The sequence below is a fragment of the Paenirhodobacter sp. CAU 1674 genome (genome assembly GCF_029222945.1).
Taxonomy (GTDB): domain Bacteria; phylum Pseudomonadota; class Alphaproteobacteria; order Rhodobacterales; family Rhodobacteraceae; genus Rhodobacter.
Genome location: NZ_JARHUH010000008.1, coordinates 115,865 through 139,670, shown reverse-complemented (window position 1 = coordinate 139,670; position 23,806 = coordinate 115,865). Strand labels below are relative to the sequence as shown.

General features: G+C 63.6%; 18 protein-coding genes and 1 tRNA gene. 9 read left to right on the top strand and 10 right to left on the bottom strand.

What is annotated here, in order from left to right:
• Positions 1-87: 87 nt before the first annotated feature.
• The 3 genes from P2G62_RS12965 to P2G62_RS12955 form a co-directional block, all read right to left on the bottom strand.
• Complete coding sequence (locus P2G62_RS12965) at positions 88-3,879, bottom strand: Hint domain-containing protein (RefSeq protein WP_275735322.1); 3,792 nt, start codon at positions 3,877-3,879, stop codon at positions 88-90.
• A gap of 849 nt (positions 3,880-4,728) precedes the next feature.
• Positions 4,729-4,812, bottom strand: a tRNA-Leu gene (locus tag P2G62_RS12960).
• Positions 4,813-4,872: 60 nt separating this feature from the next.
• On the bottom strand, positions 4,873-5,715 hold the full coding sequence (locus P2G62_RS12955) for a neutral zinc metallopeptidase (protein ID WP_275735321.1): 843 nt from the start codon (positions 5,713-5,715) through the stop codon (positions 4,873-4,875).
• A gap of 134 nt (positions 5,716-5,849) precedes the next feature.
• Here P2G62_RS12955 and P2G62_RS12950 point away from each other — a divergent pair, with 134 nt between their 5' ends.
• The 7 genes from P2G62_RS12950 (at position 5,850) to gluQRS (ending at position 13,339) form a co-directional block, all read left to right on the top strand.
• Entirely contained in the window at positions 5,850-6,428 is a 579-nt protein-coding gene (locus P2G62_RS12950; RefSeq protein WP_275735320.1) for a YqaA family protein, read from the top strand.
• Positions 6,428-6,910, top strand: a complete 483-nt coding sequence (locus tag P2G62_RS12945; protein WP_275735319.1) for a disulfide bond formation protein B — start codon at positions 6,428-6,430, stop codon at positions 6,908-6,910. The genes P2G62_RS12950 and P2G62_RS12945 overlap by 1 nt, the downstream gene beginning before the upstream one ends.
• A 221-nt stretch (positions 6,911-7,131) precedes the next feature.
• Entirely contained in the window at positions 7,132-9,873 is a 2,742-nt protein-coding gene (gyrA, locus tag P2G62_RS12940; protein WP_275735382.1) for a DNA gyrase subunit A, read from the top strand.
• An 8-nt stretch (positions 9,874-9,881) separates the two neighbouring features.
• Complete coding sequence (locus tag P2G62_RS12935; protein ID WP_275735318.1) at positions 9,882-10,592, top strand: porin; 711 nt, start codon at positions 9,882-9,884, stop codon at positions 10,590-10,592.
• A 168-nt stretch (positions 10,593-10,760) separates the two neighbouring features.
• Positions 10,761-11,111, top strand: a complete 351-nt coding sequence (locus P2G62_RS12930) for a DUF6614 family protein (protein ID WP_275735317.1) — start codon at positions 10,761-10,763, stop codon at positions 11,109-11,111.
• Between the two features lie 46 nt (positions 11,112-11,157).
• Positions 11,158-12,498 carry a methylenetetrahydrofolate--tRNA-(uracil(54)-C(5))-methyltransferase (FADH(2)-oxidizing) TrmFO gene (trmFO, locus tag P2G62_RS12925; protein ID WP_275735381.1) on the top strand — a complete coding sequence of 447 codons (1,341 nt, stop codon included), beginning with the start codon at positions 11,158-11,160 and terminating at the stop codon, positions 12,496-12,498.
• Position 12,499: 1 nt separating this feature from the next.
• The gene (gene gluQRS, locus P2G62_RS12920; protein ID WP_275735316.1) at positions 12,500-13,339 is read left to right on the top strand and encodes a tRNA glutamyl-Q(34) synthetase GluQRS; all 840 of its coding nucleotides are present in this window, start codon (positions 12,500-12,502) and stop codon (positions 13,337-13,339) included.
• A gap of 20 nt (positions 13,340-13,359) precedes the next feature.
• On the opposite strand, the gene hisI is transcribed toward gluQRS, so the two are convergent.
• The gene (gene hisI / locus P2G62_RS12915) at positions 13,360-13,722 is read right to left on the bottom strand and encodes a phosphoribosyl-AMP cyclohydrolase (RefSeq protein WP_275735315.1); all 363 of its coding nucleotides are present in this window, start codon (positions 13,720-13,722) and stop codon (positions 13,360-13,362) included.
• Positions 13,723-13,783: 61 nt separating this feature from the next.
• Here hisI and P2G62_RS12910 point away from each other — a divergent pair, with 61 nt between their 5' ends.
• Positions 13,784-14,212, top strand: coding sequence for an iron-sulfur cluster assembly scaffold protein (locus P2G62_RS12910; RefSeq protein ID WP_275735314.1), 429 nt, complete (start codon positions 13,784-13,786; stop codon positions 14,210-14,212).
• Between the two features lie 48 nt (positions 14,213-14,260).
• Entirely contained in the window at positions 14,261-15,664 is a 1,404-nt protein-coding gene (locus tag P2G62_RS12905; RefSeq protein ID WP_275735313.1) for a methyl-accepting chemotaxis protein, read from the top strand.
• A gap of 151 nt (positions 15,665-15,815) precedes the next feature.
• On the opposite strand, the gene P2G62_RS12900 is transcribed toward P2G62_RS12905, so the two are convergent.
• The 6 genes from P2G62_RS12900 to P2G62_RS12875 form a co-directional block, all read right to left on the bottom strand.
• A complete protein-coding gene (locus P2G62_RS12900) occupies positions 15,816-15,938 on the bottom strand; it encodes a hypothetical protein (RefSeq protein WP_275735312.1) in 123 nt (40 codons plus the stop codon).
• Positions 15,939-16,156: 218 nt separating this feature from the next.
• Positions 16,157-18,232: a PAS domain-containing methyl-accepting chemotaxis protein gene (locus P2G62_RS12895; protein ID WP_275735311.1), complete on the bottom strand. Its 2,076-nt coding sequence runs from the start codon at positions 18,230-18,232 to the stop codon at positions 16,157-16,159.
• 75 nt (positions 18,233-18,307) lie between these two features.
• A complete protein-coding gene (gene recG / locus P2G62_RS12890; protein ID WP_275735310.1) occupies positions 18,308-20,398 on the bottom strand; it encodes an ATP-dependent DNA helicase RecG in 2,091 nt (696 codons plus the stop codon).
• The gene (gene ligA / locus P2G62_RS12885; RefSeq protein WP_275735309.1) at positions 20,395-22,521 is read right to left on the bottom strand and encodes an NAD-dependent DNA ligase LigA; all 2,127 of its coding nucleotides are present in this window, start codon (positions 22,519-22,521) and stop codon (positions 20,395-20,397) included. Before ligA ends, recG begins: the two co-directional genes overlap by 4 nt.
• Positions 22,522-22,592: 71 nt before the next feature.
• Entirely contained in the window at positions 22,593-23,306 is a 714-nt protein-coding gene (locus tag P2G62_RS12880) for a response regulator transcription factor (protein WP_275735308.1), read from the bottom strand.
• A gap of 95 nt (positions 23,307-23,401) precedes the next feature.
• Positions 23,402-23,680: a DUF1153 domain-containing protein gene (locus tag P2G62_RS12875; RefSeq protein WP_275735307.1), complete on the bottom strand. Its 279-nt coding sequence runs from the start codon at positions 23,678-23,680 to the stop codon at positions 23,402-23,404.
• Positions 23,681-23,806 lie beyond the last annotated feature (126 nt).

Below are 23,806 nucleotides of genomic sequence, written 5' to 3'. Positions count from 1 at the left end.
CGCAACAACGGCATTTCGGGCCGGAAGAACATGGCAATTCAGGCCCGCGGATTGCTCCACGGGCCTGCAATCATCGGGCCGGGCGCCTCAGCCGCCCAGCATCAGCAGCTTGGCCTCGTGCCGTTTCAGCGTCTTGCGCGCGGCACCGTAGCTTTCGACACCCTCGGCGGTTCTCAACTCGGGGAACAGCTCGAAGATCTCGCTGCGTTGCGCATTCCCCATGCCGCCCAGCGTCTGATCGCCCGGCTGGAAGCTTTCGCTCCAGCAGCCATTGGCCAGAAGAACCTCGTGGCGATCGAACATGAAGTGCAGGTAGCTGGTTCCCAGCGTTTCGACCGTCTTCACGCCGCGGTTGTCGACCAGATGCTTGGCCGCGACCAGAACCTCGTGTTCTTCGAAGTAAAGCGCGGTGCGCTCGTTCGCCACCAGCATCCGGTGGTTGGGCGACACCAGCATATCGCGATCCGGCAGACCGTTGCCCAAGCTGCCCGCGCGGATCAGCACCGGCTTCAGATGCGGCGCCGACATCAGCTCGGTCCGGCTCAGATCGCGCCGCCCCACCCAGCGGATTTCCTGCAGACCGTTGTCGCGCGTGATGACCTTGTCGCCGACCGCCAGATCCTCGACCAGTTTTTCACCGCGCGGCGTCGCCACCAGCGTGCCCGGCGTGAAACAGGGCACGATGTTCTCGATATCGGTGAAGTTGATATTGGCCCACTGGTTTGTGGTCGGGTTATACAGCTGGATCTGGCCGTTGAAGCCCGGATTGCCGTTGGTTTCCGGGTTCTTGACCAGATTGACCACCTCGTAACCCTGCGCCAGCAGCGCCGAGTAATCGAGCGTATCGTTGTCGTTGCCTTCCCAGCTGCCGTCCACGGTAACGTTGTTGACGCCGTTCAGCCCGACGGTGTTGATGATGAAGGTATCGTCATCGGCGCCCCCCACCAGCAGGTCGTTATCGCCACCCCCCACGATCGTGTCGCTACCCGCGCCACCATAGATCGTGTCGCCGTCGATACCGCCGTCGATGTAATCGTTGCCGTCCTCGCCATAGATCAGGTCGTTGTCATCTTCACCATAGATGACATCGTTGCCCGCGCCGCCATGGATCGTGTCGTCACCGTTGTTCTGCACCGGATCGGTGGAGTCGGGCACATTGATCGCATCCGGATAGCCGGGGCCGACACCGCCATAGATGGTGTCATCACCATCGCCACCATCGACGAAGTCGCTGCCCTCGCCCGAGGTGATCACATCGTTTCCGGTGCCGCCATAGACGGTATCGGCGTCGATGCCCGCGTTGATGACGTCATTGCCCTCGCCGCCATCCACATAATCGGCGTCGTCGCCCGTGGTGATCGTGTCGTTGCCATCCCCGCCATAGACGGTGTCCTTGTCGTCATTCGGGTCGGCGTCCGCCGTCCACAGGCCCGGATAGGCCAGATCGGGTTTGGGCGCGCTGCCCGAGGTGTCGATCAGGTCATTGCCTTGCGACCCCTCGACCGAGTCGCTGCCATCGCCGCCGACGATCGTGTCGCCGTTGCCGCCGCCGATGATCGTATCGTTGCCCAGACCGCCATCCAGCAGATCCTCGCCCGGTCCGCCCAACAGCCGGTCGTCGCCCTCTTCGCCATACAGCACGTCGCCATCGGGGCCTGCGTCCAGCGTGTCGTTGCCGGTGCCGCCATAAAGCGTGTCATCGCCATAGCTGCCGGTCAGGCTGTCGTCGCCCGCCCCGCCATAAAGCAGATCGTCGCCCTCTTCGCCCGCCACGGTATCGTCGCCCGCACCGGCATAGACGGTATCGTTGCCCGCCCCGGCCAGCACCCGGTCGTCATTGGGCGCGTCGCCCGCGATCAGCGCATCCTCGTGGTCGATCATGTCGCCTTCGGGATCGCCGGTGTAATCGTAGTCGATCAGATCCGCACTTTCGGTGCCCTCGACGATACCGTCGCCCTGATCGGCGATCACCCGTTCGATATTCGTGAATTCCAGCGTGCCCACGACATCGCCATCGGCATTCAGAAACTCGACCGTGCCGTTTTCGGGGTTCGTATCGTCATAGATGACGTTCACCGGGCCCGCGCCGGTCAGGTCGAGCACGTCGAAGTCGTCGCCGCCCTCGCCCCCGTCCACAACGTCACCCACGCCCTCTGAGGCGCTGGCCACGAAGAAGCTGTCCCGGTCATCCCCGCCCGACAGGCTGTCCGCCCCGGTGCCGCCGGTCAGCAGGTCATTGCCGCCATCGCCCAGAATGGTGTCGTCGCCCGCACCACCCAGAAGCGTGTCATCGCCTTCCGCGCCGGTCTCGTCGCCATCGGTGGTGACGCAGTTGATGTCGGTCAGGGTGATCGCCTGATCCGAATAACCGCCGTTGTCATAGTCGATCTCGATCCGGGCCACCTCGCCTGAGATCTGCACCAGAACCGAGCCGGTGGCCGAGGCCGGGCTGATCGTGCCGGAACTGTCCAGATCGTGTGCAGTGATCGTGTTGCCCGACACCGTCTGACCGCCTTCGACCGTATAGGTCACCGGCAGCAGATTGCCGTCCGCGTCATAGGCGCGGATCGTCACGATGTCCTGATGGTAGTCGGTGTTCGGCCCGACGTCGATGTCGTTGATGCGGAAGGTCACGTCGCTGACCGTATCGCCATAGGCCTCGTCCGTGGCCGCGAAGCTCAGTGTGGTGGTCGAGGTGTTGTCGATGCCGCCTTCGCCGCCGCAACCGTAGAGCTGCAGGCCGGTGGCCGCACTCAGCCCGTCGCCGCTTTCGACATATTGCGTTGCGTTATAGACCGAGGCCGTGGCGCCGGAATCCTGCGCGGTGAACCCGAAGGTGACCGATACCCCGCCCATGTCATAGGACGAACCGGAAACGATGGTGCCGCAATCCTGCTTGAACGCAGCCCAATCGACGCTCAGCGCTTCGCCGCCGCCCGTGGCCGCGCTGACGCCGTCGCCCTGGATGAAATCATTGCCCGCGCCGCCCTCGATGCTGTCATCGTCCGCACCGCCATACAGGCTGTCGTCGCTGCCCATCCCCTGGATCGTGTCATCGCCGCCATTGCCATAGAACACGTTGGTATAGGTGTCCTCGGGCGTGGTGCCCTCATGGTCGAAGCCCACCAGGCTGTCGGCATAGTCCGAGCCGATCACCCCGTCGATGCCACCGGCGATCGCATCGCCCGCCGCATCGCCGCCCGACAGTGCGCCGGTGCTCAGATTGACCGAAACCCCCGCCGACGAGGCGGAATAGTCGATCATGTCGAGCCCGGTATTGCCCTCATAGGTGTCATTGCCCGTGCCGCCGACGAAAGTGTCGTCGCCCGCGCCGCCCGACAGATAGTCATTGCCCGCGCCGCCGTAGATCAGATCGTCGCCATCCTCGCCATAGACCTCGTCATTGCCAGCGCCCGCAAGGATCGTGTCATTGCCCGCGCCTGCCTTGATGATGTCGTCATCGCCGGTCTCGCCAGGCAGGATCGCATCGTTGTGGTCGACCATGTCGCCATCCGGGTCGCCGGTATAGGTGGTGTCGATCAGATCGGCGCCGACGGTGCCCGACACGATGCCATCACTGGGCGGTTCGCACACCGTCACCGTCACGGTCGCGGTGTCATAGCCGCCATGGCCGTCGGTGATCGTGTAGGTGAAGCTCGTGGTGCCATAAAACCCCGCCGTGGGGGTGAAGGTGATCGTGCCGTTCGCGTTGACGGTAACCGTGCCATTGGCGCTGCCCGAGGTGCCGGTCACACGCAGCGGATCGCAATCCGGGTCGAAGTCATTGGCCAGAACCGTGACCGTGACCGCGGTATTGAACTCCGTCGTCGCGCTGTCATTGCGTGCGTCGGGTGCGCTGTTGCAGGTCGTCCAAGTCATCCCAATCTCTCCTTCACCGCCCGCCGGTCCTTGACCCGCACGCCCAAATGCAGTTCCGGCGCAAGATGGCTACGCCAGAGACCAATACCGACAGGCCCGAAAACCTGCCTTGCAAATGCGAGGGGACCGCACGCCGAGCGCACAGAGGAGGATGCAGACAACACCCCCGCCGAAGCGGGTCTTGCAAACCGAGACTATCGAATCAGGACGGAACAGCAGCCCATTCCCGTCATCAGCAGCACCACATCAACAACCAACTGCACATCCGAAGATGCCGTCACTCTTCACTGGCCACCCCCATGGCCATCTCGCCCCCCAATCGGGCTATGTGAGTGATAGCCGCCGGGTAAGAACGGGGAAAGGGGAAACTGCCTTGTTTTCGCCACATTGCAGGAGGGCCTTGCCTTATTTTGGTCTGTTTTCCGTGGTTGGTTGTCTCTTGTCCGCTGCGATTGTTTCGTTGCGGACAAAGCCCACGACCCCCAAACCCACGGCGCAAAACCAGTTTTTCCAGAACTCTTGCAACCAGGACGAAATCGGAATAAATTGATACACGCATAACGTGCAAAGACAGTCCCCCAACTGTCTGCAATACGGAAACAGTAGCCCCCCGCTCGAGTTTCCATTCACGCACCGCATTCGCGCCACTTCAGGAACAATCCCCAATCGGGGATTGTTCTTGTTTTGCGATCAAATACATCGAAAGCGATGCTTTGTTCGGCAGGCGCACCGCAGAGCCGTCGAATCACTCTCAGATAAATTCAGGGCCGCAAACGGCGTGATCGCCCCCTGCCCCGCATGGCAGAAGGCACGCATGTCATATTGCGACAAGATTCCTGTCAGGAAAGCTGGTGCCCGAGGCGAGACTCGAACTCGCACGCCTCGCGGCGGAGGATTTTGAATCCCCTGCGTCTACCATTCCACCACTCGGGCCAGCTGATGCCGATTTAGCCGCCCGCGCGCCGCAAGACAAGAGGGGTCGCGTGCATCGGCCTACAGATTGCGCGCCGCGAAAGTATCGCAGGCGCCCAGATCGCCGCTCTCGAAGCCCGTGGCGAACCAGCGCTGGCGCTGTTCGCTGGTGCCGTGAGTGAAGCTGTCGGGCATCGGGCGGCGGCCGGCATTACGTTGCAGCGTGTCGTCACCGATCCGGGCCGCAGCATTCATCGCCTCGGCCACATCGCCCGGCTCGATCGAACCGAAGGTCTCGGCCGCATGACGCGCCCAGATCCCCGAGAAACAATCAGCCTGCAATTCGATGCGCACCGACAGCGCATTGCTTTGCGCTTCGGAACTGCGGGCACGCAGGGCGTTCACCTTGTCCAGAATCCCCAGCTCGTCCTGGACATGATGGGCGATCTCATGCGCCACCACATAGGCCGCCGCGAAATCGCCGCCCGCGCCCAGCTGTTGCGACAGCGTGGTAAAGAACGCGGTATCGAGATAGGCTTTCTGGTCATTGGGGCAATAGAACGGCCCCGTCGCGCCCGAGGCATTGCCGCAGGCCGATTGCGTGACCTCGGAAAACAACACCAGCGTCGCAGGATGATAGGTCCGGTTCAGCTCGGTCGCGAAGATCTCGGACCATATTTCCTCGGTATCGGCCAGGGTGACCGAGACGAAATCCCCCATCGCACGATCCTGCGCGCTCAGTTCGCCGCTGGTCTGCACGCTCTGGCCGCCATTTTGCAACAAGGGCGTCACATCGACCCCCAGGAAATAGCCGATCAGCAGCACCGCGATCGCCCCCATCCCGGTGATCCCGCCCACGCGCCCGACCGAGCGCCCGCGCCGGTCCTCGATATTCGCGCTGCCGCGCCGCCCCTGCCACTTCATCGCTAACCCCCTCCACAGTCACGATGCCGAGAGTAACCGCTTGCGGCAGCGCACGACAGAGCAATTTCGCAACCGCCGCTTGACGGCACCGCACGGGCGGGCGATGCACAAGGGGCGCGACGCGAGGGCAACGAATGATCCAACGGCTTTACACCTGGACGATGGGCCTGGCCGCACACCGCCATGCCATGTGGGCACTGGCTGCTGTGGCCTTCATCGAAAGCTCGGTCTTTCCGATCCCGCCCGACGTGCTGATGATCCCGATGATTCTGGCCGCACGCCACCGGGCCTTCGTGATCGCTGCGGTGGCGACGCTGGCCTCGGTGCTGGGCGGCTGTCTGGGCTATGCGATCGGCTATGGCTTCATGGATACGCTGGGCCAGCCGATCCTGGAATTCTACGGCAAGGCCGATCAGTTCGACCAACTGGCCGCCCGCTTCAATGAATACGGCGGCTGGGCGGTGCTGGTGGCGGGTGTCACGCCCTTCCCCTACAAGGTCATCACGATCTTCTCGGGGGCGACACAGCTGTCGCTGCCGCTGTTCATGGGCGTGTCGGTGCTGGCGCGCGCGTTGCGCTTCTTCATCGTGGCGGGCCTGCTGTGGCAGTTCGGCGCGCCGATCAAGGCCTTCATCGAACGCTGGCTTGGCCCGCTGTTCACCGCTTTCGTCGTGCTGCTGATCGGCGGCTTCTATGCGCTGAGGTATCTGTGATGCTGACCTTCCTGTCCCCCCGTCAGATGATTGCCCTGGCCGCCGCCGGATCGGCCGCGGTGCTGATCGGGGCGCTGATCTTCCAGTCGCTGGGCTACCCGCCGTGCGATCTGTGCATCCTGCAACGCTGGCCACATCTGGTGGCGGCGGTTCTGGGCGGGATGATCGTGCTGTTCCGCCTGCCGCTGGCACTGGCCTTCTTCGGCGCATTGGCCGCACTGACCACCGCCGCGCTCGGGATCTATCATTCGGGGGTGGAGCGGCACATCTTCGCCGGCCCCGACAGCTGCACCTCGAACCCGGTGGGCACCGGATCGGCCACCGACCTGCTGGCGCAGATCCAGGCCGCACCGCTGGTGCGCTGCGATGAAATCGTGTGGGACATCTTCGGCATCACCATGGCCAACCTGAACGCCGTGGGGTCGCTGGCCTTCGCGGTGCTCTGGGTCATGGCCTACCGCGCCGCCCGACGCGGCGCCTGATCCCTGCCCGCAGCGCCCGGCCACCCCCGGATGCCTCCGGCGGGAGTATTTGGGCCAGGAGAAGCCCTGCCGCTTCTTCTTGGCAAAAATACTCAGATCCGCCGGTCAGCCAGAGGCACAGCCTTCGCGATTGCGCCCAAGCGCTGGGATAGGTTATAAGTCGGGCCAACAAGATCTAGAAGAACGAGACGCGTGTGACCGACACCCCCGAGACCCCGGAAATCCTCGACGAAGGCCCCAAACGCCCGACCTATGACGGGCCGACGGTTTCCATCGCCGAAGAGATGAAGACAGCCTATCTCGATTACGCGATGAGCGTGATCGTGTCGCGCGCGATTCCCGATCTGCGTGACGGGCTGAAGCCGGTGCACCGGCGCATCCTCTATGCGATGCACGAGACCGGCAACACGCATGACAAGCCCTATCGCAAATCGGCCCGTCCGGTCGGCGACGTGATGGGGAAATACCACCCGCACGGCGACGCGGCGATCTATGACGCGCTGGTGCGGATGGCACAGGATTTCTCGATGTCGCTGCCGCTGCTGGACGGTCAGGGCAACTTCGGCTCGATGGACGGCGACTCGGCGGCGGCGATGCGCTACACCGAAGTGCGCATGGACAAGCCCTCGGCCTTCCTGCTGACCGACATCGAAAAAGACACGGTCGACTTTCAGGACAACTACGACGGCAAGGACCGCGAACCCACGGTGCTGCCGGCGCGGTTCCCGAACATGCTGGTCAATGGCGCGGGCGGCATCGCCGTCGGCATGGCCACCAACATTCCGCCGCACAACCTGGGCGAGGTCTGCACCGCGACGCTGGCGCTGATCGACAATCCCGACATGTCGACCGAGGCGCTGATGGAAATCATCCCCGCCCCGGATTTCCCGACCGGCGCGCAGATCATGGGCCGCGGCGGCGCGCGCAAGGCCTATCTGGAAGGGCGCGGCAGCGTCATCATCCGGGCCAAGACGAAGATCGAGGAAATCCGCAAGGACCGCTATGCGATCATCGTCGAGGAAATCCCCTATCAGGTGAACAAGGCCGCGATGATCGAGAAGATCGCGGAACTGGTGCGCGACAAGCGGCTGGAGGGCATCGCCCATATTGCCGATGAATCCGACCGGGTCGGCGTGCGCGTGGTGATCGAACTGAAGCGCGATGCGACCGCCGATGTGGTGCTGAACCAGCTGTATCGCTTCACGCCGCTGCAAACCTCGTTCGGCTGCAACATGCTGGCGCTGAACGGCGGCCGCCCCGAGACCCTGACCCTGCGCGATTTTCTGACCCATTTCATCACCTTCCGCGAGGAAGTGGTGGCACGGCGCACCGCGTTCGAGCTGCGCAAGGCACGCGAGCGCAGCCACATCCTGTGCGGTCTGGCGGTGGCGGTGTCGAACGTCGACGAGGTGGTGCGCACCATCCGCGCCTCGGCCGATGCGTCCGAGGCCCGCGAAAAGCTGATGACGCGGCGCTGGCCCGCGCATGAGATCGCCGAATATCTGCGGCTGATCGACGACCCGCTGCATCCGATGAACGACGATGGCACCTATAACCTGAGCGAGATTCAGGCCCGGGCCATCCTGGACCTGCGGCTGCAGCGTCTGACCGCGATGGGCGTGCAGGAAGTCACCGACGAGCTGCAGGCGCTGGCCGCGAAGATCCGCGACTATCTGGAAATCCTGGGCTCGCGCGAACGGATCATGGCGATCATCTCGGACGAGCTGCGCGAAGTGCGCGAACAGTTCGCCGTGCCGCGCCGCACCGAGATTGTCGACTGGGCCGGCGATCTGGACGACGAGGATCTGATCGAGCGCGAGGACATGGTCGTGACCATCACCTCGGGCGGCTATATCAAGCGCACCTCGCTGGCCGAATTCCGCGCGCAGCGGCGCGGCGGCAAGGGCCTGTCCTCGATGGCGACCAAGGAAGACGATGTGGTGACCACGCTGTTCGTGGCCAACACCCACACGCAGCTTCTGTTCTTCACCACCGATGGCATGGTCTACAGCCTCAAATGCTGGCGCCTGCCGCTGGCCGGGCGCACCGCCAAGGGCAAGGCGATCATCAACATCCTGCCGATCCCGCAGGGGGTCTCGATCGCCTCGCTGATGCCCGTCGATGCGCCCGAAGAGGAATGGGACGATTACCAGGTCTTCTTTGCCACCTCGGATGGCGACGTGCGGCGCAATGCCTTGTCGGATTTCGCCAAGGTGATGCGCAACGGCAAGCGCGCGATGGAACTGCCCGAAGGCGTGACGCTGGTCGACACCCGGATGTGTTCGGAAGATGACGACATCATGCTGGTCATGGCCGGCGGCCGCGCGATCCGCTTCCCGGTGCCGGAAGTGCGCGTCTTCAAGGGCCGCTCTTCGACCGGCGTGCGCGGTGTGCGTCTGGCCGAGGGGGACAAGGTCGTCTCGATGTCGGTGATCCGCCATTTCGAGGCCGAGCCCTGGGAACGGGCCGCCTTCCTCAAGCGCTTCCGTGCCGAGATGGGCGCCGAAGCTGGCGAGGAAGACAGCGCCGAGGTCGAGGACGAGACCGTCGAGGCGGGCGAAGGTGTGCTCTCGGATGAGCGCTATGCCGAAATGCGCGCGGCGCAGAACCTGATCCTGACGATCACCGCCAAAGGCGTAGGCAAGATCTCGTCGAGCCACGACTACCCGGTGCGCGGCCGTGGCGGTCAGGGCGTGGGCGCCTTCAAGATGACCGAGCGGACAGGCGCTCTCGTCGCCTCCTTCCCGGTCGAGGAAACCGACCAGGTGATGCTGGCCACCTCGACCGGCCAGTCGATCCGCTGCCCCGTGGCGGGGATTTCCTTCCGTTCGCGCTCGGCTGGTGGCGTAAAAGTGTTCGACACCGCCAAGGGTGAAGAAGTGGTTTCGGTTGCACGCATCGCCGAACAGAGCGATGAAGAAGAAGAACAACAAACCCCCTCGAATTCAGAGGGAAACACATGAGGTCTGAGATGAAAAAGCTTCTGGCTGCCGTCCTGTGCACGGCGGCGGCACTGCCGCAGGTCGGCATGGCCGAGGTCGTCAACGCCGAAGTCGGCTTCGATTATGGCGCTTTCGTGGGCAACGACCTGAGCGGCGCGAACAAATCCGAACTGTCGGGGTCGATGGAATATGCGTTCTCGCCCCAGTTCTCGGTGCAAGGCGACATGGCGCTGCGCTTGCTCGACGATACCGATCTCGACTCGCATGCCTTCACGCTGCACGGCGGCTACCACCTGAACGATGCCACCGCAGTCGGCCTGTTCGTGGGCCGCGACTGGGTTGAAAACGGCAGCGTCGATTTCTACGGCGCGGAAGCGGCGGGCCAGTATGGGCTGATCTCTTATGACGGCGCGCTGACCCATGTCGACGGTGACGGCGCCGATGCCAACGCGCTGACGCTGAGCGGCGCCTATGCGCTGAACGACCAGTTCGATCTGGGCGGGCGCTTTGGCTATATGGACATCGAAGACACCGATATCACCCAGCTGGGCGTGACCGCCGCCTATGACCTGAGCCCGGGCCTCAAGATGACCGGCGAAGTGGGCGTGATGGAATTCGATGGCAAAACCAGCGAAAGCTATATCGGCGTCGGCATCAAGGCGACCTTCGGCCAGCAGGGCGGCACGACTTTCGACCGCCGCGGCTTCGTCGATTTCTTCCCGGGCTTGGTGGGTGGCTGAGCCGCCCCCCCGGATCGCAAAGTTGCACAAGGGGCGTCGACAGGCGCCCCTTTTTGCTGCGCGACGCGCCGATCCCGGGCGCCACCCCCGCCGCAGGAGGATTGCCTGCGGCGCTTAAGGGAATTTCAACGGCTTCATGGTTCTCTGGCCGCGAAAGCGGAGGATGCGATGAACCTCTATCACTGCATGATCGAACTCAAAAGCGACGCGCGCGCGCTGACATTCGCCAGCGCGGTCGAATCCTGGCTTGATACGCTGCGCGCCAGCGGCGAGGTGCAGGGCTGGCGGCTGATGCGGCGCAAGCTGGGGCTGGCCTCGGGCGCCCATACCGACTTTTTGCTGGAAATCGAGGTCGCGGATATGGCCGCGCTGGAACGCGCCTTTCATGCCGCAGGGCAAAGCGACGACATCTCTGCCCGACATTACGAACTGATGCATGGCATGATCGCCCGCGTCGACATGGGACTGTATCGCCCCTTCCCCGACCCCGAACGGCGCGAACGCATCGCCTTGATCTGACGCGGGCATGATTGCACCGCGCGCGCCGGGGCGCTATCACGCGCGCATGGAAACGCTTCACATCATCGGCGGCGGCATGGCCGGGTCCGAGGCTGCCTGGCAGGCAGCCCAGGCCGGGGTGCCCGTCGTGCTTCACGAAATGCGCCCCAAGGTGGAAACCTTCGCGCATCGCACCGGCGATTTCGCCGAAATGGTCTGTTCGAACTCGTTCCGCTCGGACGATGACGAACGCAATGCCGTGGGCCTGCTGCATTGGGAAATGCGCGCGGCCTCGGGGTTGCTGATGGAGATGGCCACGCGCCACCGCCTGCCCGCGGGCGGGGCGCTGGCGGTGGACCGCGACGCCTTTTCCGGCGCCGTCACCGCCGCGCTGCGGGCCCATCCGCTGATCAGCTTCTCGACCGAGGAAGTGACCGCCCTGCCCGAGCATGGCCATTGGATCGTCGCGACCGGTCCGCTGACCTCGGGCGCGCTGGCCGAAAGCATCCGCGCGCATACCGGCGCCGAGTCGCTGGCCTTCTTCGATGCGATCGCCCCCATCGTCTATGCCGAGACGATCAACATGGATATCGCCTGGAAGCAAAGCCGCTACGACAAGGGCGAGACGCTGGAAGAACAGACCGCCTATATCAACTGCCCGATGACCAAGCCGCAATACGAGGCCTTCATCGACGCCCTGCTGGCGGCCGAAAAGACCGAGTTTCACGAGGGCGAGACCGCGGGCTATTTCGATGGCTGCCTGCCGATCGAGGTGATGGCCGAACGCGGCCGCGAGACCCTGCGCCACGGTCCGATGAAGCCGGTGGGCCTGACCAATGCGCACAAGCCCGAGGAAAAGGCCTATGCCGTCGTGCAGCTGCGCCGCGACAATGCACTGGGCACCCTTTACAATATCGTCGGCTTCCAGACGAAGATGAAATATGGCGCGCAAACGTCTGTTTTCAAAATGATTCCCGGGCTGGAAGAGGCCAGTTTTGCGCGGCTTGGCGGAATTCATCGCAACACGTTCATCAACTCTCCCACGCTGCTGGACACCCGGATGCGGCTGAAATCGCGCCCCAATATCCGCTTCGCCGGGCAGATTACCGGGGTCGAAGGCTATGTCGAAAGCGCCGCAATGGGATTGCTGGCCGGGCGTATGGCGGCGGCCGAGATCAAGGGCGGCGACCTGCCGCCCCCTGGCTACGAAACCGCGATGGGCAGTCTGGTGAACCACATTACCGGCGGCGCAGAGGCCAAGACCTTTCAGCCGATGAATGTGAACTTCGGCCTGTTCCCGCCACTGGACGCAGCGCGCGGCGGCCGCAAAGGCCGCAAGGATCGCTACAAAGGTTACACAGATCGCGCCAAAGAAACGTTTAATCAATGGCTTGCGGAGCAAAGCTAAGGTGATTACCCGGTTCGCGCCCAGCCCGACCGGGCCCCTGCATCTGGGCCATGCCTATAGCGCTCTGCTGGCGCATGACATGGCCCGGGCGGCGGGCGGGCGCTTCCTGTTGCGGATCGAAGATATCGACCGGCAACGCGCCAAACCGGCATGGGAAGCGCAGATCTATGACGATCTGCGCTGGCTGGGTATCACTTGGGACGGGCCTGTGATGCGTCAGTCGGAACGCCTGAATATCTACCGGCAAACCCTTGAAAGATTGTGGGAAAACGGGATCATCTATAGCTGCACCTGCAGCCGGCGCGACATCGAGGCCGCAACCAGCGCCCCGCAGGAGGGCGCGCCCCTGGGCCCCGACGGCATCATCTATCCCGGCACCTGCCGCCAGACCGGCGCGCACCGCCCCGGCCGACCCTTGCCCGACACGGCCATGCGCCTGGACATGAAACGCGCTGCAACCCATTGTTCATTCGAAGAAATATGCGATCAACACCGCGGCGTTCACCAGATCACGCCACAGCAGATGATCGACACCGTCGGCGATGTGGTGCTGGCGCGGCGTGATATGGGCACCTCTTATCACCTGTCCGTGGTGCTGGACGACGCGGCGCAGGGCGTGACCCAGGTCACCCGCGGCGCCGATCTGTTCGAGGCAACGAAAATCCATGTGATACTTCAGAAGTTACTTGAACTTCCAACGCCAGCCTATTGCCATCACAAACTAATACGGGACGAAAACGGCAAACGTCTGGCCAAGCGCGACGATGCGCGTGCCCTGTCCAGATACCGCGCAGAAGGCGCCAGCCCCACAGATATCCGCCGCATGGTCGGGCTGGGCTGACACCGCGCCCGGGCGCCCGCTTACTCTGCCATCGGTTTCATGATCTCGACCTCGTCCCCCTCGCGCAGGGCGGTATAGAAACAGCTGCGCCGATTGGTATGACAGGCAGGGCCCGTCTGATCGACCAGCAGCAGCAGGCAATCGCGGTCGCAATCCACCCGCAGCTCGATCAGCTTCTGCACATGGCCCGAGCTTTCGCCCTTGGCCCAGAACGCATTGCGCGAGCGCGACCAATAGGTCACCTGCCCGGTTTCCAGCGTGCGCGCCAGGCTTTCGGCATTCATCCAGGCCATCATCAAGACCTCGCCCGTCGCGGGATCTTGCGCGATTGCGGGGATCAGGCCCTTGGCATCGAATTTCAGGCTGGCAATATCGAAGGGCATCGCATCTTTCCTCTGGCGGCGTGGCGTCCTATCTATCGCGCAACGCAGCAAGGGGAAAGCCATGAGCGACGCCGATCTGATGAAGCTTTACTCGCAGCGCATCCTCGCGCTGGCCGCCGACATGCCGCATACCGACCCGCTACCGGACGCAGAAGCGACGGCCACCAAACGCGCGCCGCTCTGTGGCTCGACCGTGACGGTGGCCCTGCGGACCGAGGCGGGACGGATCACGCACTACAGTCAGCAGGTGCATGCCTGCGCGCTTGGGCAGGCGTCGGCCGCGATCTTCGGCGCGGCGGTGATCGGCTGCGACGCGCACCAGGTGCAGCAGCTGCGCGCAGAACTGGCCGCCATGCTGAAAGGCGGGTCGGTGCCGCAGCCGCCCTTTGCCGATTACGAGGTGCTGACCGCCGCGCGCGATTACCCCAACCGGCATGCCTCGATCCTGCTGGCGCCCGATGCGACACTGGCGGCGCTGGCATTAACCTGAGCGAAAGGCGACTGGGCTAGGCTTCGGGAAATTCTCGTCGGAGCGCCCATGAACGATCTTTCCCAAACGCCCGGGGCCCCCTCGGGCGCGCCGCTGGACCGCATCGCCAATCAGGCGCTGACGCTTGGCCGTGACATCGTCGACGTGGCCGGCGCACTTGACACTCTGGCCGCCACAACGACCGCGCAACTGGCATTGCTGAGCGAAGCACAGGGCGCTGCCGGCACCGTGCAAGAGGCCAATTCCCGCGTGATTTCCGGGGTCGATCTGGTCTCGGGCGCCGCGCAGACCACGATGGAGGCGGTCGCGCAAACCGTCGCACAGCTGCGCGAAACCGGCGATCACGCGCGCAAAATCGCCGGCTGGGTGCAGTCAGTGGTGAATCGCATGGCCGAGGTGACGCAAACGCTGGCCACGGTGCAGGCGGAAAACACCGAAATTCGCGCGATTGCGACGCAGGTCAATATTCTGGCCATTAATGCCAAGATCGAGGCGGTGCGTGCCGGCGATGCCGGGCGCGGCTTTGCCGTGGTAGCCGAGGCGATCAACGAATTGTCACGCAAGACGGCCAATGCCGCGGAAGGGATCGGTACGGCGGTGACCGGATTGAGCGAAGGTATCGACGTGCTGCGCAAGGAAGCCGGCGCGATTTCGGGCCATGCCGAAGCGGTTCTGACCGGGGCGGCCGAGTCCGATACCGCCATGGGGCAGATGACCGAAAGCGTCGCCCGAACCCGCGCGGCGGTGGCCGATATTGCCGAACGCGCGGAAACCGTGCGCGGTGCGAATGCCCGGTTTGCGCCCGCCTTCACCCGGATGAGCACCGGCATGGAGGAGACCGCCGCACAGGTGCAATCGGCCCGCAAGCGTATCAATGGGCTAATTTCAGTCGGTGAAACCATCGTGCAGGATGCGGTGGTGATGGGCGGTGCGATTGCGGATAGCGCACTGATCCGCTTTGCACAGAAGGCGGCGCGACACGTCGGTGACGCCTTTGCGGAAGGTATCCGCAGCGGACGGATCACCCAGGCCGAGCTGTTCAGCCAGCGGTACACGGAGATTCCGGGCACCGATCCCCCGCAAGTCATGGCGTCTTTTACCCGGTTCACCGATGCGGTTTTGCCCGCCATCCAGGAGGCCGCGCTTGATCTGGACCCTCACATCGTCTTTTGCGCCGCGGTCGATCGGAATGGCTATCTTCCGACGCATAACCGCAGGTTCTCGCATCCGCAAAGTCCTGATCCGGTCTGGAATGCCGCCAATTGCCGGAACCGGCGGATATTCAACGATCGGGTCGGGTTGCGAGCCGGTCAATCGCACGCGCCTTTCGTGTTGCAGATCTATCGCCGGGACATGGGGGGTGGCCAATATGTCCTGATGAAGGATCTGTCCGCGCCGATCATCGTCAATGGGCAGCATTGGGGCGGGCTCAGGATCGGCTACAGATTCTGAGTTTCATCGGCTAATCTCAAAAAAACACCGCCATCCGGGGATGGCGGTGCATAGTAGCGCTTTCAAGGCCAGTGTGCCTTGGGACAGGCGGGCCGCAGGTTTGGGGACAGGTGCGGCAGGCGAAAGCGCGAGGCAGTGACAGGATTGGGTCTTAGAACAGACCCGGAAAATAAAGGACGGCAACGAAGGTGATGCAAAGCGACATCGCCCCCAAGGCATCGTGCAGAAGACCCGAACGGTTCCGGGCGAAAATCTCTTTCAAATCTTGACGCATCTGGTGACCTCCGTTCCTTGTTGTTTATTTGTTCTCACATTGTTCACTCAATGTAAACCATTTTTGAGAACAAAATGAAAACATACCCTGTCCAAAGGTCTTTTGCGGTTGTTCCAACCCGCGACATATGGCCCGGCGGTTGACGCGTTGCTGTCATCGCGGTCAGGACTGGCGCCATTGTCTGACACCGCCCCGTGCACGGTGAAGTGCGACATGTATCAGGCGATCCGCGCGAACGCCTCCGGCACAACCCGGTGATCTGCCCCCGCCTCGGGCTCGACTGCGAAGAAGGCGACGTCGGATTGCATGTCCTGCACAGACGTCCGCAGGCTTTGCACTGATGCGTTTGTTTGTTCGGCCATACCTGCGTTCTGTTGCGTCGCTTGATCCAGCTGGTTCACCGCCACATTCATTTCCGCCAGTCCGGTCGCCTGTTCCTGCGCCGCATTCGAGATCTGCATCACGCTTTCATGGATATCCATGACCGTAGCCTGGATCGTGCGCAGCGCATCGCCGGTCTGACCGACGAGCTTCACCCCCTGATCGACCTGGGCATGCGAGGCGGAAATCAGATGCTCGATTTCCTTAGCCGCCTCGGAGGAGCGCTGCGCAAGCGCCCGCACCTCCGAGGCGACCACGGCAAACCCGCGCCCGGCATCACCGGCCCGCGCCGCCTCGACCCCGGCATTCAGCGCCAGAAGGTTGGTCTGGAAGGCAATATCGTCGATGACATTGGTGATCGACGAAATCTGACGCGACGAATCCGCGATGGCATCCATCGCCGTTACCGCTTCGCCCACCACCTGGGCCGAATCTGCGGTATCGCTGCGCGCACGGGCGGCTTTCTGTTCGGCAGCGACAGCCATTGCGGCCGCGGTCTTCACAGAACTGGACAATTCCGCCAGCGCCGCCGCGCTTTCCTCCAGCGTTGCGGCCTGATGTTCGGTCCGCCGCGCCAGTTCGTTGGTTGCGCCGGTGATCGCCTCGGTCTCGCCCGAGATGCTGCGCGATCGCTCGATCACGCCACCGATCACGCTTTCGATTTTTTCGATCGCCGTATTGAATTCGACCCGAATCGCATCAAGTTCGCCCAGGTTTTGCGTCAGCCGCACGGAAAGATCCCCCGCGGCCAGCTTCTTGAGCCCGTGCAGCATCGTGTCGGCGGTGACCTGAAACAGCGTCATGTCGATGGCAAATTTCACCACCTTGATGACCTTCCCGGCGGCGTCGCGGATCGGGTTGTAGCTGGCGCGAATATACACCCGGCGCCCACCCTTGCCGATGCGTTCAAACTTGTCCTCGATCGGAGTGCCGGCACGCAGCCTGTCCCAGAACGCCTCGTAGTCGGCCGACTGGCGGTAGCCGGGATCGACGAAGATACCGTGATGCTTGCCGATAATCTCGGCCGCGTCATAGCCCATGACATCACAGAAATTCTGGTTCGCCTGCACGATATTGCCCAGCGGATCGAATTCGATCACGGCCTGCACCTTTTGAATCGCGGCAATCTGCGAAGCCGCATCCGCAGCCATGTTTTTCGCCTCCGTGATGTCGAAGGCATATTTCACCACCTTGAAGGGCCGCCCCTCGGGGTCGATCAGCGTCTCATAGGTCGCTTCCAGCCAGCGCACCTTCCCGGCCTTGTCCAGCCGCTTGACCTGCCCTTTTTCCGAAGATCCCGCGGTCAGGCGCGCCCAGAATGCGGCATAGTCCGGCGAGGACGCCTCGGCCGGATCAACGAAGATACGGTGATGTTTTCCCCTGATCTCATCGGCCCGATAGCCCATCGTCGCCAGAAACAGGTCATTGGCATCCAGAATTGTGCCATCCAGATTGAATTCGATCACCGCCATCGAGCGTTTCACCGCATCGACCTGGCTGCGATTGTCGCGTCTGCGCAAATGGAAATTCGAGATTTCCCGCGCCAGGGCGAGCACATGCAAGATTTTTCCTGATGCATCCTTCACGGGCGTAAAGGTCACATCCTGCCAGGTTTCCTCGCCTGCGGCATTGAGCCAGGGCAAGATCCGGTTCACCGCCTCGCCCGTGGCGAGTGCCGACCAGATCGCGGCGGTTTCGGGCAGGTCCCTATCCTTGGCACGCAGCAGAACGCCGTAGGGTTGCCCCACCACGGCCGTGCGCGCATGGCCAGTCAGCGCACAGAACGTGTCATTCACCTCGCGGATCGTGCCCTGCGGATCGAAACGCAGAACAAGATGCGCGCCGAAGATGGCCGCCAACTCGTCCTCGACCCGGATTTGGTTTTGCGGTGCGGAACGGCGCAGAAAATGCACGGATGGACCCTTTCCCTGATGGCCCCTCCCACATATCGCGAAAATCTTAGGCGCCGATTAACAGGCGCCACTCTCTCAACCGACGTCGATCAGCCGGATCGCCCGGTCCTGCTCCATCAGCCACAGCGCGATGCGCGCCGCGCGCCCGCGCGGTCCGGTCAGGTCGGGGTCGGTCGTCAGCAGCGCGCGCGCATCGCTTTGCGCCACCGCCATCAGGCCCGCCTGCCGCTCCAGATCGGCGATACGAAACCGCGGCAGCCCCGATTGCGCAGTGCCGATCACATCGCCCGCGCCCCGCATCGCAAGGTCTTCTTCGGCGATGCGGAACCCATCCTCGGTCTCGCGCAGGATCTGCAGGCGCCGCTCGCCGGTTTCGCTCAGCGGCGTCTGATAGAGCATCAGGCAGGTCGATTCCGCTGCCCCGCGCCCGACCCGCCCGCGCAGCTGATGCAATTGCGCCAGACCGAAGGTCTCGGCCCGTTCGATCACCATGATCGAGGCTGCGGGCACGTTCACGCCCACCTCGATCACCGTCGTCGCCACCAGAACGCGCGTGCGCCCGGCGATGAAATCGGCCATGGCCGCGTCTTTTTCCGCCACCGGCATCTGACCGTGCACCAGCCCCACGATCCCCTCGCCCAGGGCCGCGCGCAGGCTGCGGAAGCGTTCCTCGGCCGAGGCCAGATCGACATGTTCGCTTTCCTCGACCAGAGGGCAGACCCAATAGGCCTGCCGCCCCTCGGCCACCGCGCGGGCCAGATGCGCCACCACCTCGTCCAGCCGCGCGGTCGAAATCAGCGCGGTCTTCACCGGCTGGCGCCCGGGCGGCTTTTCGTTCAGCAGGCTCAGGTCCATATCGCCATATTGCGCCAGCGCCAGGCTGCGCGGGATCGGCGTTGCGGTCATCACCAGAACGTCCGCCGCAGCCCCCTTTGCGCCCAGTTCCATCCGTTGCGCCACGCCAAACCGATGCTGCTCGTCAATAACGACAAGGCGAAGATCCTGAAAAACAACGTCTTTCTGGAAAACCGCATGGGTGCCGACCAGAATACCGATCCGTCCCGCCGCCAGATCGGCCAGCTTGGCCGCCCGCTCCGCCCCCTTGTCGCGGCCGGTCAGGATGTCGAGCCGCACCCCCGCCGAGGCCGCCAGCGGCGCCAGACCATCCAGATGCTGTCGCGCAAGGATTTCGGTCGGCGCCATCATCACGCCCTGCCCGCCCGCCTCGACCGCCGCCAGCAGCGCCATGAACGCGACCAGCGTCTTGCCCGCGCCCACATCGCCCTGCAGAAGACGGTTCATTCGGCGCGGCTCGGCCATGTCGGCGGTGATTTCGGCAATCGCGCGGGTCTGCGCCGCGGTGGGCGTGTAGGGCAAGGCGCCCAGAACCTTGTGCGCCAGCGCGCCGGTGCCCCGGGTCACCCGGCCCTTGGTGCGGCGGGCCTGCCGACGGGCCAGCGCCAGCGTCATCTGATGCGCGAACAATTCGTCATAGGCCAGACGTGCGCGGGCGGGTGCGGTGCTGGCCGTGTCGGCCACACTGGCGGGCGCATGGGCCGCACGCAGCGCATCGGCCCAATCGGGCCAGCCCTCGCGCGCCTTCAGCGACGGGTCGATCCAGTCCTCCAGATCGGGCAATCGCGCCAGCGCCCCGGCCGCCGCCTGCGCCATCTGCCGCTGGGTGATGCCCGCGCTGAGCGGATAGACCGGCTCGAACCGCGGCAGCTTGTCGGCCTCGTCGGGGCGCAGGATGTGGTCGGGATGGACCATCTGCGCAATCCCGTCGAAAAGTTCGAGCTTGCCCGAAACGATCCGCCGTTCGCCCTCAGGCAGCTGTTTTGTCAGGAAATCTCCGCGCGCGTGAAAGAATACGAGCTGAAATTCCGCCTGCGCATCGCGCACCTGCACACGGCTGGGTCCGCCCCGGGTGCGCGCCGAAATATGCGCCTCGACACTGACCTCGACGCTGACGATGGCGGGCGGCACCACATCGCGGATCGTCGCGACGGGGCGGCGGTCGATCACCGAATGCGGCAGGGTCAACGCCACGTCGCGTGGCCGCGCCAGACCCGCTGCCGCAAAGCTCTGCGCGGTTTTCGGGCCGATCCCCGGCAGGGTCTCGACCTCGGCAAACAGAGGAAACAGGATCGGCGGCCGCCCCGTCATGTCCCCCCCGCGATCGCCAACCAGGCGTCTTCGTCGATGACGCGCACGCCCAGTTCGGCGGCTTTCTTCGCCTTCGACCCCGCCCCCGGACCGGCAATCAGAATGTCGGTCTTGGCCGAGACCGAGCCCGCGACCTTGGCGCCAAGCGCCTCGGCCCGGGCCTTCGCCTCGGCCCGAGTCATCCGCTCCAGCGTGCCGGTGAACACCACCGTCAGCCCGGCAATTTCGCTGTCGGCCACGGCGCGGGGCTGCGCGGGTTCGGGCGTGACCCATTGCAACAGGTTCTTCACCGCTTGCGCGTCGGCGGAATGATTGAGCGAGGCGATCAGCGAACGCGCGGTGGTTTCGCCCACGCCATCGATCGCCAGTAGTTCCTCCCACGCGGGGCCCTGGAAATTGTCGGCCTCTTCGACCACTTTGGCCAACCGCTCCCAGGTGCCGAACTGGTGGGCCAGAAGCGTCGCCGTGCTGTCGCCGACATGGCGCAGCCCCAGGGCAAAGATGAACCGGGCCAGCGGAATTTTACGTTTGTCCTCGATCGCATCGAACAGGTTTTGCGCCGATTTCGGCCCCCAGCCTTCGCGATTTTTCAATTGCTGCAAGCCGCTGCCAAAGCGCTGTTGCAGGGTGAAAATGTCGGCCGGTTCGCGTATCCAGCCGTCCCTGTAGAACGCCTCGACCTGCTTTGCGCCCAACCCTTCGATATCGAAGGCGCCACGGCTGACGAAATGCTTCAGCTTCTCGACCGCCTGCGCCGGGCAGATCAGCCCGCCGGTGCATCGCCGCACCGCATCGCCTTCCTCGCGGATCGCATCCGACCCGCATTCCGGGCATTTATGAGGAAACTCATAGGGTTGCGCGTCGGCAGAGCGGCGCGACAGGTCGACATCGGCGACCTTGGGGATCACGTCGCCCGCGCGATAGACCTGCACCCAATCGCCTTCGCGAATGTCCTTGCCACCGCGGATCGGCGCGCCCTTGGAATCGCGCCCGGCGATGTAATCCTCGTTGTGCAGCGTCGCATTCGAGACCACGACACCGCCCACCGTCACCGGCGCGAGCCGCGCAACCGGGCTGAGCGCGCCGGTGCGCCCGACCTGAATTTCGATCCGTTCCAGCCGGGTCCAGGCCAGTTCGGCCGGAAACTTATGCGCAATCGCCCATCGCGGGGTGGTCGAACGAAACCCCAGACGGCGCTGCAATCCCAGATCGTTAACCTTGTAGACCACCCCGTCGATGTCATAGCCAAGGCTGGCGCGGGCCTGTTCGATCGCGCGATATTGCGCCAGCAGGTCCTGCGGCCCGTCGCATAAGACGGTCAACGGGTTCACCTGAAACCCAAGCGTTTTCAGCTGGTTGATCGCACCCATCTGGGTATCGGACAAGGGTTCGGAGAGCGCCCCCCAGGCATAGGCAAAAAAACGCAGCGGGCGCGCGGCCGTGATCCGCGCATCCAGTTGCCGCAGCGATCCGGCGGCGGCGTTGCGGGGATTGGCAAAAGGTTTCTCGCCCCGCTCGGCCTGACGGGCGTTGAGCGCGGCAAAATCGGCGTGGCTCATATAGACTTCACCACGCACTTCCAGAAGGTCGGGCGCCCCGGTCAGGCGCTGCGGAATATCGGCGATGGTGCGGGCGTTTTCCGTGACGTTTTCGCCGACCTCACCATCGCCGCGGGTGGCGGCCTGCACCAGAACGCCGCGTTCATAGCGCAGCGACAGCGACAAACCGTCGATCTTGGGTTCAGCGGTACAGGGCAGCGGCGCGTCGGGGGACAGCCCCAGATAGCTGCGCACGCGGGCGTCGAAATCGGTGACATCCTCGTCCGAGAAGCCGTTTTCCAGGCTGAGCATGCGGACTTCGTGGGTGACCTTGCCGAAGCCTTCGGCCACAGCGGCCCCGATCTTGCGTGTCGGGCTGTCGGGGCGGGCAAGTGCCGGGAAGCGCGCCTCGATTTCGGCCAGACGCCGCTTCAGCCGATCATATTCGGCATCCGAAATCTCGGGCGCGTCGAGCGTATGGTAGGCGGTATTGGCCGCCTCCAGCGCCGCGATCAGCCCCGGCAGCTCGGCCGCGGCCTCTGCCTGCGTCAGCTGGCTCACATCGGGTGTATCGGTTCCCGTCATCATCTTCCCCCTCGGCTGGCCTCAAGTGATAGGGTCAGCCGAAGGGAGCGTCCAGAGGGGAGGCCCCTGTTTCAGGCGCCGACAGCGACACGGCGATCCATCTCGCCCGGGTCGGGATCGCGCAGCACATAGCCCCTGCCCCAGACGGTTTCGATGTAATTATCGCCCCCCGTCACTTCGGAGAGTTTCTTGCGCAGCTTGCAGATGAAAACGTCGATGATCTTGAGTTCCGGTTCGTCCATGCCGCCGTAAAGGTGGTTGAGGAACATTTCCTTGGTCAGCGTGGTGCCCTTGCGCAGGCTCAGCAGCTCCAGCATCTGGTATTCCTTGCCCGTCAGATGCACGGGCTTGCCACCCACATCGACGGTTTTCGTGTCAAGGTTGACCGAGATCTTGCCGGTGCGAATGACCGATTGCGAATGACCTTTCGAACGCCGGATGATCGCATGAATGCGCGCCACCAGCTCTTCGCGGTGGAACGGTTTGGTCATGTAATCGTCGGCACCGAAACCAAACCCCTTGATCTTGTTCTCGGTATCGTCGGCGCCGGTCAGGATCAGGATCGGCGTGTCGACACGCGACAGCCGCAACTGACGCAAAACCTCGTGTCCGTTCATATCGGGCAGATTCAGATCCAGCAGGATCAGATCGTAGTCATAGAGCTTGGCGAGGTCGATTCCCTCTTCACCAAGGTCGGTGCAATAGACATTCAAATTAGCATGGGTCAGCATCAGTTCGATGCTGCGAGAGGTCGTGGGATCGTCCTCCACCAACAAAATCCGCATCCTGGGTTCTCCGCATTAATCCCTCGATCACCATTCACCTTTGCAGCAATTGGTTAACGCCCAGTTACCTTCGCACGATTTTGTTACATTGCAACCTAAAGTTGTCTGTATTTCTGGATGGCCGTTACCTTGAGCCCGGCAATGCCATGCTTCTGCACGGCTTCGGTCCAGAGTGCGAACTCTTCTTCCGACAGATCATAGCGTTCCAGAACCTCGGCCCGCGGAATCAGCCCATGGGCAACAGCCTGCACCAGCACGGCCTTGCGAGAGGCGACCCAGCGTCGGGTTTCCTTCGGCGGCAGATCCGCACGGGTCAGAATCGTGCCGTCCGGCAAGGTGACCGAGCGCGGACCATCGACTTTTTTCAGATACATGGGCACACCCCTTCATCTTCGTGGGGCCCAAGATGCGCTTATCGCCTTAACGACGGGTGAAACGTGGGGTTGTGAGTAGTTCGCATTTTCCTATATTCCTCCGGGTCTGGTTAAAGGACCCTTCAG

What these genes read in the sequence shown, in the direction of transcription:
- P2G62_RS12965 (WP_275735322.1), bottom strand. Translation starts at nt 3,879, where the DNA reads ATGACTTGGACGACCTGCAACAGCGCACCCGACGCACGCAATGACAGC.
- P2G62_RS12955 (WP_275735321.1), bottom strand. Translation starts at nt 5,715, where the DNA reads ATGAAGTGGCAGGGGCGGCGCGGCAGCGCGAATATCGAGGACCGGCGC.
- P2G62_RS12950 (WP_275735320.1), top strand. Translation starts at nt 5,850, where the DNA reads ATGATCCAACGGCTTTACACCTGGACGATGGGCCTGGCCGCACACCGC.
- P2G62_RS12945 (WP_275735319.1), top strand. Translation starts at nt 6,428, where the DNA reads ATGCTGACCTTCCTGTCCCCCCGTCAGATGATTGCCCTGGCCGCCGCC.
- P2G62_RS12935 (WP_275735318.1), top strand. Translation starts at nt 9,882, where the DNA reads ATGAAAAAGCTTCTGGCTGCCGTCCTGTGCACGGCGGCGGCACTGCCG.
- P2G62_RS12930 (WP_275735317.1), top strand. Translation starts at nt 10,761, where the DNA reads ATGAACCTCTATCACTGCATGATCGAACTCAAAAGCGACGCGCGCGCG.
- trmFO (WP_275735381.1), top strand. Translation starts at nt 11,158, where the DNA reads ATGGAAACGCTTCACATCATCGGCGGCGGCATGGCCGGGTCCGAGGCT.
- hisI (WP_275735315.1), bottom strand. Translation starts at nt 13,722, where the DNA reads ATGCCCTTCGATATTGCCAGCCTGAAATTCGATGCCAAGGGCCTGATC.
- P2G62_RS12910 (WP_275735314.1), top strand. Translation starts at nt 13,784, where the DNA reads ATGAGCGACGCCGATCTGATGAAGCTTTACTCGCAGCGCATCCTCGCG.
- P2G62_RS12905 (WP_275735313.1), top strand. Translation starts at nt 14,261, where the DNA reads ATGAACGATCTTTCCCAAACGCCCGGGGCCCCCTCGGGCGCGCCGCTG.
- P2G62_RS12900 (WP_275735312.1), bottom strand. Translation starts at nt 15,938, where the DNA reads ATGCGTCAAGATTTGAAAGAGATTTTCGCCCGGAACCGTTCGGGTCTT.
- recG (WP_275735310.1), bottom strand. Translation starts at nt 20,398, where the DNA reads ATGACGGGGCGGCCGCCGATCCTGTTTCCTCTGTTTGCCGAGGTCGAG.
- ligA (WP_275735309.1), bottom strand. Translation starts at nt 22,521, where the DNA reads ATGACGGGAACCGATACACCCGATGTGAGCCAGCTGACGCAGGCAGAG.
- P2G62_RS12880 (WP_275735308.1), bottom strand. Translation starts at nt 23,306, where the DNA reads ATGCGGATTTTGTTGGTGGAGGACGATCCCACGACCTCTCGCAGCATC.
- P2G62_RS12875 (WP_275735307.1), bottom strand. Translation starts at nt 23,680, where the DNA reads ATGTATCTGAAAAAAGTCGATGGTCCGCGCTCGGTCACCTTGCCGGAC.